The 14,624-nt window shown below is 27.2% G+C and carries 17 protein-coding genes; 4 read left to right on the forward strand and 13 right to left on the reverse strand.

Annotated features, from left to right (window positions below; all coding sequences use genetic code 11):
* Together KJQ97_RS06810 and KJQ97_RS06815 are read right to left on the reverse strand one after the other, a co-directional pair.
* Positions 1–1,688 (reverse strand): molybdopterin-dependent oxidoreductase (locus tag KJQ97_RS06810; protein WP_214120359.1); only part of this gene is annotated, 1,688 nt, incomplete at its 3' end.
* Between the two features lie 239 nt (positions 1,689–1,927).
* Positions 1,928–3,298 carry a GntP family permease gene (locus tag KJQ97_RS06815; protein WP_214118575.1) on the reverse strand — a complete coding sequence of 457 codons (1,371 nt, stop codon included), beginning with the start codon at positions 3,296–3,298 and terminating at the stop codon, positions 1,928–1,930.
* An 82-nt stretch (positions 3,299–3,380) separates the two neighbouring features.
* Between KJQ97_RS06815 and KJQ97_RS06820 the strand changes: the two genes are divergently transcribed.
* Positions 3,381–3,884: a gluconokinase gene (locus tag KJQ97_RS06820; RefSeq protein WP_214118573.1), complete on the forward strand. Its 504-nt coding sequence runs from the start codon at positions 3,381–3,383 to the stop codon at positions 3,882–3,884.
* Here the strand turns inward: KJQ97_RS06820 and KJQ97_RS06825 are convergent.
* The gene (locus KJQ97_RS06825) at positions 3,881–4,354 is read right to left on the reverse strand and encodes a thioredoxin family protein (RefSeq protein WP_214120360.1); all 474 of its coding nucleotides are present in this window, start codon (positions 4,352–4,354) and stop codon (positions 3,881–3,883) included. The genes KJQ97_RS06820 and KJQ97_RS06825 overlap by 4 nt on opposite strands.
* A gap of 75 nt (positions 4,355–4,429) precedes the next feature.
* Positions 4,430–5,143 (reverse strand): DUF4198 domain-containing protein, encoded by a 714-nt coding sequence (locus tag KJQ97_RS06830; protein WP_214120361.1) that lies wholly within the window; start codon positions 5,141–5,143, stop codon positions 4,430–4,432.
* A 195-nt stretch (positions 5,144–5,338) separates the two neighbouring features.
* On the opposite strand from KJQ97_RS06830, the gene KJQ97_RS06835 reads away from it, so the two are divergent.
* Positions 5,339–5,971 (forward strand): superoxide dismutase, encoded by a 633-nt coding sequence (locus KJQ97_RS06835; protein WP_214118567.1) that lies wholly within the window; start codon positions 5,339–5,341, stop codon positions 5,969–5,971.
* Positions 5,972–5,993: 22 nt separating this feature from the next.
* On the opposite strand, the gene KJQ97_RS06840 is transcribed toward KJQ97_RS06835, so the two are convergent.
* Genes KJQ97_RS06840 through KJQ97_RS06865 form a run of 6 tightly spaced genes read right to left on the reverse strand, consistent with a single transcriptional unit; the run spans position 5,994 to position 10,124 of the window.
* Entirely contained in the window at positions 5,994–6,512 is a 519-nt protein-coding gene (locus KJQ97_RS06840; RefSeq protein WP_214118565.1) for a hypothetical protein, read from the reverse strand.
* The gene (locus KJQ97_RS06845) at positions 6,505–7,026 is read right to left on the reverse strand and encodes a hypothetical protein (protein WP_214118563.1); all 522 of its coding nucleotides are present in this window, start codon (positions 7,024–7,026) and stop codon (positions 6,505–6,507) included. Before KJQ97_RS06845 ends, KJQ97_RS06840 begins: the two co-directional genes overlap by 8 nt.
* Entirely contained in the window at positions 7,016–7,987 is a 972-nt protein-coding gene (locus KJQ97_RS06850) for a DUF8341 domain-containing protein (protein WP_214120362.1), read from the reverse strand. Before KJQ97_RS06850 ends, KJQ97_RS06845 begins: the two co-directional genes overlap by 11 nt.
* Positions 7,980–8,615, reverse strand: coding sequence for a lysophospholipid acyltransferase family protein (locus tag KJQ97_RS06855; protein ID WP_214118560.1), 636 nt, complete (start codon positions 8,613–8,615; stop codon positions 7,980–7,982). Before KJQ97_RS06855 ends, KJQ97_RS06850 begins: the two co-directional genes overlap by 8 nt.
* Positions 8,596–9,897 carry a tRNA (N6-isopentenyl adenosine(37)-C2)-methylthiotransferase MiaB gene (miaB, locus tag KJQ97_RS06860; RefSeq protein WP_214120363.1) on the reverse strand — a complete coding sequence of 434 codons (1,302 nt, stop codon included), beginning with the start codon at positions 9,895–9,897 and terminating at the stop codon, positions 8,596–8,598. Before miaB ends, KJQ97_RS06855 begins: the two co-directional genes overlap by 20 nt.
* Entirely contained in the window at positions 9,894–10,124 is a 231-nt protein-coding gene (locus KJQ97_RS06865) for an HP0268 family nuclease (RefSeq protein WP_214120364.1), read from the reverse strand. Before KJQ97_RS06865 ends, miaB begins: the two co-directional genes overlap by 4 nt.
* Before the next feature lie 118 nt (positions 10,125–10,242).
* Between KJQ97_RS06865 and nusA the strand changes: the two genes are divergently transcribed.
* Positions 10,243–11,337, forward strand: coding sequence for a transcription termination factor NusA (gene nusA, locus KJQ97_RS06870; protein WP_214118554.1), 1,095 nt, complete (start codon positions 10,243–10,245; stop codon positions 11,335–11,337).
* A complete protein-coding gene (locus tag KJQ97_RS06875; protein WP_214120365.1) occupies positions 11,334–12,317 on the forward strand; it encodes a pyridoxal phosphate-dependent aminotransferase in 984 nt (327 codons plus the stop codon). Before nusA ends, KJQ97_RS06875 begins: the two co-directional genes overlap by 4 nt.
* A 16-nt stretch (positions 12,318–12,333) precedes the next feature.
* Here the strand turns inward: KJQ97_RS06875 and KJQ97_RS06880 are convergent, their stop codons facing one another.
* From KJQ97_RS06880 to KJQ97_RS06890, 3 genes are read right to left on the reverse strand one after another with little or no spacing between them, the layout of a single operon-like run.
* Positions 12,334–12,897 carry a D-sedoheptulose-7-phosphate isomerase gene (locus KJQ97_RS06880; protein WP_214118550.1) on the reverse strand — a complete coding sequence of 188 codons (564 nt, stop codon included), beginning with the start codon at positions 12,895–12,897 and terminating at the stop codon, positions 12,334–12,336.
* Entirely contained in the window at positions 12,887–14,266 is a 1,380-nt protein-coding gene (gene rfaE2 / locus KJQ97_RS06885) for a D-glycero-beta-D-manno-heptose 1-phosphate adenylyltransferase (RefSeq protein ID WP_214120366.1), read from the reverse strand. The genes KJQ97_RS06880 and rfaE2 overlap by 11 nt, the downstream gene beginning before the upstream one ends.
* The gene (locus KJQ97_RS06890; protein WP_214120367.1) at positions 14,263–14,505 is read right to left on the reverse strand and encodes an HAD hydrolase-like protein; all 243 of its coding nucleotides are present in this window, start codon (positions 14,503–14,505) and stop codon (positions 14,263–14,265) included. Before KJQ97_RS06890 ends, rfaE2 begins: the two co-directional genes overlap by 4 nt.
* Positions 14,506–14,624 lie beyond the last annotated feature (119 nt).

The raw sequence follows: 14,624 nt of genomic DNA on the forward strand, positions 1-14,624 counted from the left end.
TAATCATTTCTTGAGTTATACATAGGCTTTATACATTCTTTCATAGCGAAGATATATTTGTTTGTATGTGCTTTAGTTATATCATTTCTTTCTATTTCAGTAGTAGCCGGTAGAACTAAATCAGCATATCTTGCACTAGCAGTCCAAAAACAATCTTGAACTATAAAGCTATCAACCTTAGCAAATGCTTTTAATTGTCTATTTCTATCTTGATGATGGTGCATTGGATTACCACCAGCCCAATAAATTGACTTAATTAAAGGGAAGGTCTTAACTTTGCCATCAAATTCATATTCTTTACCAGGATTTTCAAGCATATCTACTATTCTTGAAACAGGAATTACTTCGTTAGTTCTATTATCCCACTCCCCTTTTATAGTAGTTTTTGTGCTAATTCCTGCAAGTCCAGGAAAACCACTAAAATTATTTGCTTTATCTTCAATATTACCACTATTAGCATTGCCCGTAACTGCACCCGGAGTTGGAACTCCACCATCTGAATAATGGTAGCTAAACCCATATCCACCACCATCAAGTCCAATTTGTCCTAAAACAGATGCAAGAGTTATCATAGCCCAGTGAGCTTGTTCTCCGTGATGAGCCCTTTGAAAACCCCAACCTGCCATAATCATAGTTCTATTTTTAGCCATAAGTTCTGCTAATTCTTTTATTTTTTCTGCTTTTATACCTGTGATTTTTTCTGCTAATTCAGGAGTTTTTGGATTATTCTCATCAAATAATCTTTCTTTTAATTTAGCAAATCCTACCGTGTATTTTTTAAGGAATTTTTCATCGTGAAGATTGTTTTTAATTAGATGATAACACATTGCTTCTACTAAGGCAACATCGGTTGTAGGGTTAATAAATACTTGCTTAGCACCTAAAAATCTCGCTGTATCATTATATACTGGGTCAATATTAATTACTTTTATTTTTCCATCTTTAACTAATGCTTGTAATTTTTCTAAATAAGGGTAAGTTTCATGTAATGGCACACCCCAAGCAATTTGATTTGTATTAATCATATCATTTGACCATAAAACAACCACTTTTGAATGCTCTAATACATTGTCCCAAGAAGTTTGCTTAGCACTTGATTCATCAACACCACTAATATAAGGAGTAATTGCACGAATACAATGAGTTGAGTATGTAAGAGTTCTAGTAGTGCAACCTCCAGCTATATTTAACATTCTTCCAAGTAAGCTTTGTGGGTTATTAACGCTTCCAACGCAAAACCAACCATAACTACCGCCATAAACAGCATTAGAGCCATATTTTTCATAAACTCTTTTAAGCTCATTAGCTACTAATTCATAAGCTTTTTCCCAAGTAATCTCAACAAATTCTTCTTTACCCCTTAAGTTTTTAGGAGCTTTTTCAAATCCTTTTTCTAAAACACTTTTTCTAACGCTTGGGTTTTTAATTCTATCTTGTGAATATACTCTATTTACTACACCATTCATAAGAGTTGTTGGTTTAAAATCCCCATTAAAAGCCTTAAATCCTTCAACTTTGCTACTTCTAATAATAGGATGATAAGCTCCAAAATGTGAAGCACTAATTAAGCTTTCATCTATTTTAGGAATAGCGTTTTCACCAATAAAATCAACAGCACCTAAACTTGACGCACTAGCTGCTACTCCTGCTGCACCTTTTAAAAAGCTTCTACGAGATAACTTTTCCATAAATTCTCCTTAAAAATTTAAATAAAACTTAATTTTATAAGTTAGATAAAATTATAATAAAATAATTTAAGAATTAAGTAAATGGAATAATATATTCTTAATTATTATATAGATATTAAATACCCCCCCCCAATAGCAAAAAGGAATAATATGTAAATATAATGAAAACTATATTATTTAAGAAGAATTAATTAAAAATGGAATTTAAAATATAATTTTAAATTCCAAAGCAAAAAACACTAAAATATAAGATTAAATAAAGCTAAAATTATAAGTATAAATACAAAACCTATAACACCTATTAAAGTTTCTAGCATAGTCCAAGTTTTAAGAGTTGTTTTTTCATCTAAACCAAATAAGCCTTTTACAAGCCAAAATCCAGAATCGTTAAAATGAGAGCAAACAACACTACCACAAGCTATTGCTAAAACGATAGCAACTTTATCAAATTCTGCAATTGATGTATTTGCTGCAATAATTGGTGCCATTAAACCAGCTGTTGTAGTAAGTGCAACAGTAGCTGAACCTTGAGCAATTCTAATAATTGCTGCTATTATAAAACCAGCTAAAATAACAGGAACGCCTAAATTAGCTAAAGTTCCAGCCAACGCATCACCTATTCCACTAGCTCTTAAAACACCGCCAAACATACCGCCTGCACCGGTTACAAGCACTACAGAACAAATTGCAGGAAGAGCTTTTTCACAATATTTTTCAAGATTTTTAGCACCTAAGCTCTTATTAAATACAATAATACAAATTATTAAAGTAATCATAAGAGCGATTGGAGTTTGACCTATTAGATTTAAAACATTAAAACATATATCATTTTTTGCGATTATTTCTAATTTTTGCATAGATGAGATAATTGCACTTATAAAAATCAATACTACAGGGGTTAATAATATAAATATTACGGTTAAGAATTTAGGTTTATGTTTAATTTCTATTTTTTCATCTTCAAATAAATCTGGTGCTTTAAAATACATTTTTTTACCAGAATAAAGCCCAAATAAATAAGAGCTAAAATACCAAGTAGGAAGACCAATAATAAGTCCTAATATTAAAACCCAACCAACATTAGCGTCTATTGTAGCTGCTGCTGCAACTGGACCTGGGTGTGGTGGTAAGAAAACATGCATTACAGAAAACGCACCAACCGAAGGAAGTGCATAAGTTAAAACAGAACCTTTTAATTTATGAGCTACGCTTAATATAACAGGCAACATTACAATTAACCCTGCATCAAAAAATATAGGGAAAGCAAAAATCAATGAAGCTAAACCTAGTGCAAATGGAGCTCTTTGCACCCCAAAAAACTCAATTAAAGTATCAGCTAAAACTTGAGCTCCACCAGAAACTTCTAAAATTTTACCTATCATAGCACCAATACCAACTAATAAAGCAACACTTGCTAAAGTTGAACCAAAACCACCAAGCATTACTCCTAAAATTTTATCAAGCGGCGTATTGGCTGCTAAAGAAGTTAAAAAACTTATTATTATTAATGATATGAAAGCGTGAATTTTTAATTTCATAATCATAAATAATAATAAAACAACCGCAACTGCGGCAACACATAATAAGTAAGAAGCACTAAGCTCTTGCATTATTTCTCCTTTTATTTGAATTTATGTAATATTAAGAAAAATAGGTTAAAAATAGCAAGATTTTTATAAAAAAGGATAATTAATGAAACATTATAATATTGTTGTAATGGGAGTGTGTGGCTGTGGCAAAAGTACGGTTGGAGCTATGATTGCAAATAGTTTAGGAGCTAGCTTTATAGATGGAGATGATTTACACCCAAGAGCAAATATAGAAAAAATGCAAAGTGGGGTTCCATTAAATGATTTAGATAGAGAACCTTGGCTTGAAAGAATTGCTGATGTATTTTACTCAATTTCAAGAAGAAATCGCTCTTGTGTCATAGCTTGTTCTGCATTAAAAAAACAATATAGAGATAAAATAAGACAATCTGGTAAAATTATCTTCATTCATTTACACGGCTCAAAAGAATTAATAATGCAAAGAATGAGTAAAAGAAGCGGTCATTATATGAAAGAAAATATGATTGATTCTCAATTTTCAACATTGGAATTTCCACACAATGAAGACTTGGTAATAAATATTGATATTACTCCACCTATTGGAGAAATTGTTGAAGATGCACTAATAAAACTAGACCAACTTTAATATTTTTGCATTTCTTCAAAAATCAACATTATCTCTTCTTGCGTTAAAATACCTAAGTGATAATAAAAAGTTTCATCATTGAAATTAACTTCTTTAAATTTCTTTCCAATTTCTGATTTTGGTTTGAAATTTACCCCATCTTTTGTATAAAAAAATTGTATCGGTATTAAAGAAATTGGGAATTTATTCAATAATTCAGGATTGTCAAAAATATCAATATTTAAAATTTTTACATTCAAATTACCTAGTTCATTATAAACTGATTTTAAAATTGGCTGAAATTGATTGCAAGATGAATTACTAGTATTACAAAAATTTAACAATATATTTGAATTATAATTTTTAATAATACTATTATCTATATAAGTTAATTCAAAACCATCTGTTTTTGTATAACTACCTTCGTTGTAATAATAATACCAAATGCCAAAAGCAGCTATTAATATAGCAAAAAACACTTTTGTCTTCATTTTAAAAACCTTTAAATTTAATAAAGGTATTTTAAAATATTTCTTTTAATCCCTAATAATTAGGGATTAAAAATATTATTTAGATTTAAAACTTAAAGTAGCAGTAAGCTGTAAAGTATCTCCGTATCTATCAAGATTATAAGGCAATTTTATACCAGCTGCAATAATTTGCAAGCCATCTTGAGGTTTGCTAAGAGTTAAAGTTGCAATACCTTTTTCATCGGTTGTAATATCATCTATATCATCATTTTGGTCTTCAAATTCAACCCCACTAATAGGTTTTCCATCTAACAATACTTGAACTTTTAATTTATCACCTACTTTTTTGTCTAGTGGATTTTCTAATGGAATTATTTCAAACTTTAATCCTAAAGGCTTACTTGATGCTTCGTCCCAAGCGAATATACTTTTACCCATTTTAAATATTTTTCTAGTTTGGGTTACTTCATTTGCACCTGTAATGTCGGTAATTTCATTTCTAGCTTGAGAATAATGTTTGCCATCTTTTGTAAAAGTATAATAACCAAAATCATAATTTACACTAGCTACTGATGGATTACCTTCTATAAAGATTTTATTATTTAAATAATCATATCCAGCTTTAAGCTTTTTACCCTTAGAATCTTTTGCACTTACACCAAATATTCTATCGCTTTGAAATTGACCCCAGTGATCATCAGCCCAAAATCCAACCTTATAACCATCATCTGTTTTCATTGGAAAAAATTGATGAGCAAATGCAGAACTTGCAACAAAAATACTAGCTAATGTAATTTTACTTAACTTCATAACATATCCTTTTTTTAAATTAATTTGATATTGATTATTATATGAATTATTTATTAATTTTTTCTTAATTTGATAATAATTTTAATTTTCTTTAATAAATATATTTTTTACAAATAAAAAAGGATTTTAAATAAGATAAATATTATCTTTTTTTTGATATATTTTTAATACAAATTTTAAAATTAAGGAGAAAAGATGTTTAAATTAAGAACATTAAATTATGCAACAAATGCGTTTTCAGGCTTTTTAACTGAAGAAACTTTCAATTATCACTATGGTAAACACCATCAAACTTATGTTAATAATCTTAACAATTTGATTGCTGGAACAGAATTTGAAAAAAAAGATTTAGTTGATATTATCTTAACTTCTAAAGAAGGTATTTTTAATAATGCTGCACAAGTTTATAATCACGATTTTTATTTTGACTGCATTAGTCCAAAAGAAAGTAAAATGAGTGCTGAATTAGAAAAAGCAATTAATGAAGCTTTTGGAACCTGTTCAAACTTTAAAGATGAATTTATAAAAGGTGCTACAGGCTTATTTGGTAGTGGATGGTTTTGGCTTGTATATAATACTACAAGTAAAAAACTTGAATTAGTAAAAACAAGCAATGCAGCAACTCCAATTACTGATAAATTAATTCCTTTATTAGTTGTTGATGTTTGGGAACACGCTTATTATATTGACCACAGAAATGCAAGAGCAGCTTACCTTGAAGGTTTTTATAAGCATATTAATTGGGAATTCGTATCAAGTGCTTACGAATGGGCTTTAAAAGAAGGCTTTAATTCTGTTAAATTCTATGCAAATGAATTGCATAAATAATTCTTAGCCTACTTTTGTAGGCTTATCTTTTATATACTTGAATGTTAAATTGTGCTTTTATTAAATTCTTATCAGATTTTAAAACTATTGGGAAATGAACTCGTAAAATATTTGGAAAATTATCTAAAGAATCTATGAAATCATAAAAAATAGTTGGACTTGTTATTTTTGTGCTTACTGATAACTGATAGCTTACATAATCTTCGCTAAAATCTAAATTCTTATCTAAATTCACTTCATCAAAAAAAGTCTTGCAATGATTTTTAAATTTTTCAATATCAAATTCATTATGAATTTTTGCTAAATTGGTTTTATTCTCTGATAAATAATCATTTAATTGTCTTTCAATACTTTCATTTTTTGCTTTATTTTGCTGAAATTTTGAATTTGAAGAGCTTAAAACTTCATTTGCAACTTTTAATTTATTTACACTTGGAATTATAAGCAAAGCACTAAGAGTAAAAATAGTAATCAAAAATATACTCAACCATAATAGCAACTTTACTATATCAATTTTACTCATACTATTATCTTTATTCATTAAAACCCTCAGAATTTTCAATAGTGTTAATGCTTACAAAGTTATACCAACCAGAATTTAATTGTATAAAATTAGTTTTTGATGTTTCAAAAATACTTTGAAGCGGTGTTTGCAATAAATTATTATAAATTTCTTTTGTTGGAGTAATTCCTTTAATCAATAAGCTTTTTTGCTCCATTAGAACTTCATTTAAAACTATACTATCAGGAACTAAGTCAAATAAATTTTTTATACTCTTTTTTAAATTTATATTAGAAGCTTGTATATCACTTACTAAAGCTATATATTCTTTATTTAAAATAATTTCATTCCTATTTTTTCCTATTAATTCTATCATTTTATCACTATTTTCTTTGGCTTGTTGTGCGTCGCTATATGCTAATTCTTGTTTTATTTTTATAAATACAGCAAAAAATATAATTACAAAAATAATGAAGATTAAAAAATAAAAGCATAATTTATTAAATTTATTTAATATAGGTTTTTGTTCAGCATTTTTAAGACTATATATCAATTTTTGCTCCTAAATCATTACTGCTTAATTTTAACATTTCCTTAAATATATCAATCGTATATACAATAGGCTTTATTAATAATTCACTTTCAATATAAGAATGCATAGCTTTAGAGCTTTTTTCGTGTTCAAATATAATAATATTATTAATAAAATCACTATCATAAATATTGTTATTATAAAATTCTTTAATCGCACTATTTATATATTCAAATATTTGCATATCCAAGCTAAATGATTGTAAATTTTCATTCAAATCAGAATTTAAATCAGCTCCTAAATCAAAATTATCATCAACCTTTACATTATCAAATTCATCAAAATCAAGTTCTTCTAATGTATCGTTATTACTATCTAATTCAATTTCTTCTTCTAATTCTAAAGATTGATGGTCTTCTTCATTATCTTTATTGATTTTAAGCTCAAAATAACTACCAAATTTAAATTTTTTACCATCATAAATCATTAAAGTAATGAATTCTCCGTATTTTAACACAAATAAACTTATGCTATCAAATACAAAACCATCTGATTTTTTATCTTGAATTAGTTTAAACAATATGCTAAAAGGAGAATAAATTAAATCCACTTGCAATTCATCAAAAACAATATCAGCATTGATTAATTCAGTTTTTGCCGCATACAAAAATGAGTTATCAAAGATTTTTAAACTAACAGCACTACTATCAACACCAAATTTTTGTAAATCTGTTTTATTAATTGTCGGCACCATTCCTTGACCGATACTAGTAAATAAAAGTGAAACATAAGTAAAATAATGATTATCAATTAAGGTTTTTATATATTTTAGTAATTTATTTTTATCCTCTTCAATAAAAGTTCTTTGATGAATTTTAATAATTTTTTCATTTTTAACAGAATAAGCTTCTATACCACAACTTTTATCCTTAATTACTAAATTAATAAAAATAGTTGATAGGTATTTTCTTATATTAAACATAAAAACCTTCTTCATTTAATTTAAGCTCTAGTTTATTAAATTCCTTATTTATTAAATTAACAGAATTTTCTTCATCTAATAATATCGGTTTTGAAATAATATAAGCAATTGTAGAAAATGGCTTAGCTAAAATCATCTTATCCCAACTTTTAGCCCTATAAAATCTACTTGCAGCATTATCAAAAATAATCGTAGGAATTTTATATTTTAAAGCTATTTTATAAGAGCCTGCTGAAATACTATGATAAGGTCCTCTAGGTCCATCAGGAGTAATATATACATCATGACCTTGTCCTAAAAGACTTTTAATTTCAAGCAATGCTTTAACTGGAGAATCATAAGTGCTACCCCTAACAGCATTTATATTAAAGTATTTCATAACACTAGCAATTAATTCTCCATCTTTGTGATTACTTATTAATACATAAGGCTTTTTTTTATAACCATTTTTCTTCATATAAGCAAAAATAAAAGCCATCATAGTAAGTTTTCCATGCCAAAAAAGTACTATGCAAGGCTCTTTAGGTAAAGTTTTTTCTCCATAAAATCTTTTTTTACAAGTTAAATAAATAATATTTAAAAGTATAAATATTATAAAAGCTAAAATTTTAACTTTGTATTTCGCCATAAAGGGTTGTCCTAGAAGTCTTTGTAATCTTTACATCAACCATTTTTCCAAGCAATTCTTCGCTACCATTTACAACTATTAAGAAATTATTATCACTTCTTCCTGCTATAGTTTGATTTTCTCTTAATTCTTCAAAATATACTTTATAAGTTTTATTTAATTGTGCTGCACTAATCTCATCTAAAATTTCATTGTATAAACTTTGTAATTTAGTTAGCCTTGCACTTGCTATATTTTCAGGAATTTGATTTGGCATTGTTGCTGCAGGTGTTAGTGGTCTTTTAGAATACTTAAATGAAAAAATTTGCTCAAATCTAATTTTTCTCATTACATCAAGTGTTAATTCAAAATCTTCATCGCTCTCACCAGGAAATGCCACGATAATATCTGTTGATATACTAGCACTTGGAACTAATTCTCTTAATTTTAAAGCCCTATTTATAAACCATTCTCTAGTATAACCACGCTTCATAGCTTTTAAAATACTTGTGCTACCACTTTGTAAAGGCATATGCATACTTTTACAAATTTTAGGATTTTTTGCAAAAGTTTCTAAAAACTTATCATCCATATGAAGTGGGTGTGGGCTAGTAAATCTAATCCTTTCAAGCCCATCAACCTCGCTAATCTCATTTAAAAGGTCTGAAAAATCCATTTTAGGATGGTTACTTGAAAATCTTTTACCATAATTATTTACATTTTGTCCTAGCAAAAATACTTCACTAGCTCCGTTGCTAACGGCTTTTTTTACTTCATTTAAAATAATATTTTTTGGAATACTTAGCTCATCTCCACGAGTGTGTGGGACGATACAATAAGCACAATGCTTATCACAACCTATCATAATATTTACATAGCTTTTATAAATACTATTTCTAAAATCAGCAAAAGCAAAATCGCTTTCATCGTAATTTATATCATTACTTATAAATTTTGGAGTTTTAATTGCTTCTGTTATACGGCTAATATTTCTTGCACCTAACACAAAATCAACTTGTGGAGCACGCTTAAAAATCTCGCTACCTAAATGAGAAGCTGTGCAACCACAAACGCCTATTTTTGCTCCTTCTTTTTTCTCTTTTAAAAAACCACCTACTTCACTAAAAAGCTTATGGACTGGTTTTTCACGCACACTACAAGTATTTATTAATATTAAATCAGCTTCTTTTTTATCTGTAGTTACTTCATAACCTTCTTTAGTGGTAAGCTCTGCAATCATACGCTCACTATCGCGAACATTCATTGCACAGCCTAAAGTTTCTATATATAATTTTTTACTCAAAGTATATGTACCTCATAAATAAATTCATCTTCTACTAAACCATATTTAACCGTATTTACATATACCTTAAACTTATTTAATTTTTCAACTAATTTTGTAATATCTTCACTAGAATTTGAATGGTCTAAAAATATAACCTTTTTTTCTTCAAGTATTTTTATAACTTCTTCAATAGTAACTTCTTTTGGTTTTGAATTTAAAGTTTGTTTTGCTAATTTAAATTTCATCTCATATCCTTTTTTAAATTAAAAAAATAAAATAATAACAAAAAGTTCTTTCATTAAACTTATTAAAAGTTATTTTTTATATAATAATAGTCTTCAAACTTCAATTAAAGGTAAAATCTTGGAAAGAATAGTAGATATAATAGAATCAATTGCGAATGAGAAATCATTGCCAATAGAAGAAGTAAGTGAGCGTGTAGTAAAAGCTATTACAAATACTGCTAAAAGACTTTTTGGTGATGATAAAGAATTTAGTGTAGATGTTAAAAAAACTCTTTGTGTATATCAAAATCTAGTAGTTGTTGCAAATAATGATGAGTTAGCTAATAATGAGAGTAAATATATTAGCCTTGATAAAGCAAAATTAGAATCAAGTGAAGTAGAAATCGGAGATACTTTAAAATATGAAATATCTTTTGCAAATCTTGATAGAACTGCAATAAATTGGCTTTATAAAGAATTAGAATATAATGTGCAAAGACTTGTAGAAGAAAAATTATTTGAAAAATACCAAAGTATGGTTGATAGATTAATTTTTGGAACGGTAGTATTTGTTGATAATGATGAAAATACTTTCATAGAATTTGATGAAATTAGAGCAGTATTACCTAGAAAAAATCGTATAAAAGGCGAAAAATTTAAAGTTGGTGATGTATTAAAAGCAGTTATTAGAAAAGTTAGTGTTGATAAAAAATTAGGCTTAAAGGTTGAAATTTCAAGAACTTCTCCTAAATTTTTAAATGCACTTTTAATGCTTGAAGTTCCAGAGATTAAAGATGGTGCTATAGAAATTATTAATTGCGCTAGAATTCCTGGCGAAAGAGCTAAAGTTTTATTAAAAGCTAACTCAATCAATATTGACGCTGTAGGTGCTAGCGTTGGAACAAAAGGTGTTAGAATTAATGCTATTAGTAAAGAATTAAATGGCGAAAATATAGATTGTATAGAGTATTCTAACGAACAAGCTATTGTAGTTTCTCGTGCTTTAGCACCTGCAATTATTAATTCAGTTACGATTGATAACGACATAGCTAAGGTTGTAATAAATCACGACCAAAAAAGTAAAGCTATAGGTAAGCAAGGAATTAATATTAGGTTATGTAATATGCTAACAGGACTTAATATTGAATTAATTGAAGTTGGTACTGAAGCAGAAAATCATATAAGCTCAGAAGAAGCAAAAGCAAATCTTGAAAATCTATTTAAAAATATATGATTGATTTAAGCAAAAACGAAAATACTTGTAATACTTTAGATATTAAAGAGATAATTAATAGTATTGAATTTAATAAGTATTCTTTTGATAAAAATTATAAATTATTAGATGGATTAGCTAATTTTTATAATTTAAAAAGTGATAATTTTGTTCTAGGTAATGGCTCAAGTAATGTTATTTATATGAGCCTTTTAACATTTTATAAATATTCAAATTCCAATGTTCATTTAATATCACCATTACCTACTTTTGACTTAACACTTTATTATGCTAAAAATATAGGTTATAGTATTGATGGGTTTTATTTAGATAGTGAGTTTAATTTTGATATAAATAAAATAAAAATAATCCCAAATAAAATAAATATAATCTATATTGTAAATCCAAACAATCCAACAGGCCTAATGCTAAGCAAGAAAGATTTAAATGAATTAAACTCAATTTGTAAAGATAATGTATATATGCTTTTAGATGAGGCTTATTGTGAATTTGCTGATGATTTTTATAGTTTAGAATTTGCAAAAAATCCAAATATTTTACATATTAGAACATTTTCTAAAATGTATTCATTAGCAGGTTTAAGAGTTGGATATGGGATAGCTCATAATAAATTAATAACGATTTTAAAAGATTTTTTTAGTCCTGATGCTATTAATGCTTTTGCTTTAGAGTGTGCGATTTTTGCCCTAAAACAAAATAACTTTGTAAAAACTACAAGAAAAATTATTAACGATAATAAAGCTTTATTAGAAAATGAATTTGAAACTTTAAATATAAAATATTTTAAATCTCATACTAACTTTATTTTACACGAAATTAAAAGCACAAAATACGCTGATTTTATGAAAGAATGCGGGATAATAGTTGGAAGAGCTATAGATAATTATCCTTTATTAAATAGAATTAGCATAGGAAATATTAAACAATTAAAAGAATTTACAAAAGCATTAAGGCTAGCTAAAAATCATAATTTAGTTTGAGCTTTAAGCTCAAACTTTATTTATCTTTAAAATAATTATCCAGTATTTCACAAATACAATGTATTGTGAAAATATGAATTTCTTGTATTCTTGGCGTATCCTTACTAGGTGCTTTTAGGGCAAAATACGGACTATTTTCTAATTTTTCACTAGCCAATAAAACGCATTTGCAACCAATTTTTCTAGCTTCTTCAAGTGCTAAAATAACATTTTTACTAGTCCCGCTAGTGCTTATACCAAACACTATATCTTCACTTTTAGCAATAGCATTTACTTGCCTACTAAACACATATTCATAGCCATAATCATTACCGATTGCAGTTAGTGCTGAAGTATCTGTGCTAAGTGCAATAGCACTAAGACCATTACGCTCACATTTATATCTTCCACTAAGTTCGGCTGCAAAATGTTGAGCATCTGCAGCACTACCACCATTGCCAAAAATCAATAATTTTTTACCATTTTCCAAAGCTTTTTTTATAATATCAGCTACTTGAATAATATCTTTTAAATACTCTTCATTAATATTATCATAAGCTTTTTTGTGCTCGTTTAACTCATTTTTTAATTTATTTAACATATAACTCCTTTATTTTTTCTATAATATTTGTGGTTGAATATCCTGTTTTAAATTCTATTAATTTTACTTCTTTTGCATATGATGAGCCAACAACTTCTTTTCCTTCATAATCAGCACCTTTTACCAATATATCAGGCTCTAAAGTTTTAATTAAATTAATTGGCGTATCTTCACTAAATTCACAAACATAATCTACAAATTCTAAAGCACACATCATAGCTTTTCTAGTCATTATATTATTAATTGGTCTATTTTCACCTTTTAATCTCTTAATACTTTCATCAGAATTTAAACCAACAACTAAAATATCTCCTAACTCCTTAGCTGCTCTTAAATAACTAAGATGCCCGTAATGCAAAATATCAAAACAGCCATTGGTAAAAACTATTTTTTTACCTTTACTAAGTTGTTTAATCTCATCTATATTTTTAAATTTATAAAATTCATTATCAAAATTTATAATCTCATCAAGCCCTACGCTAACAGCCCCTATCTTACCTACAACAATAGCAGCAGCTTTATTAGCTAAATCTATGCTTTTACTAATATTAAAATCATTCGCTAAGAAAAATGATAATGATGAAATCACGCTATCTCCAGCACCGGTTACATCAAAAACTTCTTTAGCTAAAGCATAATGGCGATTTAATTTATTATCATAAACAGCAGCAATTCCATTGCTACCTAAAGTAATTAATGGTATTTTTAAATCCAATTCTTTTTGTAATTTTTCTAATGATTTTAATAATATATCATCATCATATTCATTAAAATTACCTAAAAATTCACAAGCTTCTTTGTAATTAGGTGTTATTAAATCTATGCCTTTAAACTTATAAAAATCTTTCTTAGGGTCTGCTAGGCTTAAAGTATTGCTATCTTTTGCAAATTTAATTATTTTTTGTGCTAAATAAGGACTAACAACTCCTTTATCATAATCGCTAAAAATAATTACATCATATTTATCATTGCGTATTTTATCAAATAATTCATCAGCTAATTTATCGCTAATTTGCTCTGTACTTTCTATATCTATTCTAACTATTTGCTGATTTGAGCCAAAAATACGAGTTTTTGTAGAAGTTTTTCTATCTTTTTGCTTAATTATATGGCAAGTTATATTTTGTTTTTGCAATTCACTTTCAATAAATTTAGCACTATCATCATCTCCAATAACACTTAAAATACTAACATTTGCACCTAATTTTGCAAGATTATTAGCCACATTTGCCATACCACCTAAGACTTTTTTCTCACTTTTAGGAGTGATTACTGGAACTGGTGCTTCTGGACTAATTCTAGTGCAATTTGCGAAAACATAAATATCGTGTATTAAATCTCCAATTACTAAAGCTTTAATATTTTTCATTCATAGTCCTTTTTTATATCTAATAAATTATTCACTTTTTTACAATATTCAAATTCTTTTAAATCTTCATTAAACAAATAACGATTATTAATATTTGCATTTATAGCCGCTTGCATATCACTTACTTTATCGCCTATAAAAATTGAATTAAATAAATCTAAATTAAATTCTTTAGCTGCTTGTAAAATAAGACCAGCTTTTGGTTTTCTACATTCACAATTATCACTAGGTATATGCAAACAAGAATAAATTTTACTTATATTAATTTTATGATTTTAAAACTCATATAAAATTGCTTCATTAAAAATATCCATTTGCTAATTTGTTAAATACCCACGCCCTACTCCACTTTTATTTG

It is taken from the genome of Campylobacter sp. 2018MI01 (assembly GCF_018501205.1).
Lineage (GTDB): Bacteria > Campylobacterota > Campylobacteria > Campylobacterales > Campylobacteraceae > Campylobacter_E.

Excerpts from the sequence above, each read along its gene's own strand:
- KJQ97_RS06815 (WP_214118575.1), bottom strand. The coding sequence starts at position 3,298 with ATGCAAGAGCTTAGTGCTTCTTACTTATTATGTGTTGCCGCAGTTGCG.
- KJQ97_RS06820 (WP_214118573.1), top strand. The coding sequence starts at position 3,381 with ATGAAACATTATAATATTGTTGTAATGGGAGTGTGTGGCTGTGGCAAA.
- KJQ97_RS06825 (WP_214120360.1), bottom strand. The coding sequence starts at position 4,354 with ATGAAGACAAAAGTGTTTTTTGCTATATTAATAGCTGCTTTTGGCATT.
- KJQ97_RS06830 (WP_214120361.1), bottom strand. The coding sequence starts at position 5,143 with ATGAAGTTAAGTAAAATTACATTAGCTAGTATTTTTGTTGCAAGTTCT.
- KJQ97_RS06835 (WP_214118567.1), top strand. The coding sequence starts at position 5,339 with ATGTTTAAATTAAGAACATTAAATTATGCAACAAATGCGTTTTCAGGC.
- KJQ97_RS06840 (WP_214118565.1), bottom strand. The coding sequence starts at position 6,512 with ATGAATAAAGATAATAGTATGAGTAAAATTGATATAGTAAAGTTGCTA.
- KJQ97_RS06850 (WP_214120362.1), bottom strand. The coding sequence starts at position 7,987 with ATGTTTAATATAAGAAAATACCTATCAACTATTTTTATTAATTTAGTA.
- KJQ97_RS06855 (WP_214118560.1), bottom strand. The coding sequence starts at position 8,615 with ATGGCGAAATACAAAGTTAAAATTTTAGCTTTTATAATATTTATACTT.
- KJQ97_RS06865 (WP_214120364.1), bottom strand. The coding sequence starts at position 10,124 with ATGAAATTTAAATTAGCAAAACAAACTTTAAATTCAAAACCAAAAGAA.
- KJQ97_RS06875 (WP_214120365.1), top strand. The coding sequence starts at position 11,334 with ATGATTGATTTAAGCAAAAACGAAAATACTTGTAATACTTTAGATATT.
- KJQ97_RS06880 (WP_214118550.1), bottom strand. The coding sequence starts at position 12,897 with ATGTTAAATAAATTAAAAAATGAGTTAAACGAGCACAAAAAAGCTTAT.
- rfaE2 (WP_214120366.1), bottom strand. The coding sequence starts at position 14,266 with ATGAAAAATATTAAAGCTTTAGTAATTGGAGATTTAATACACGATATT.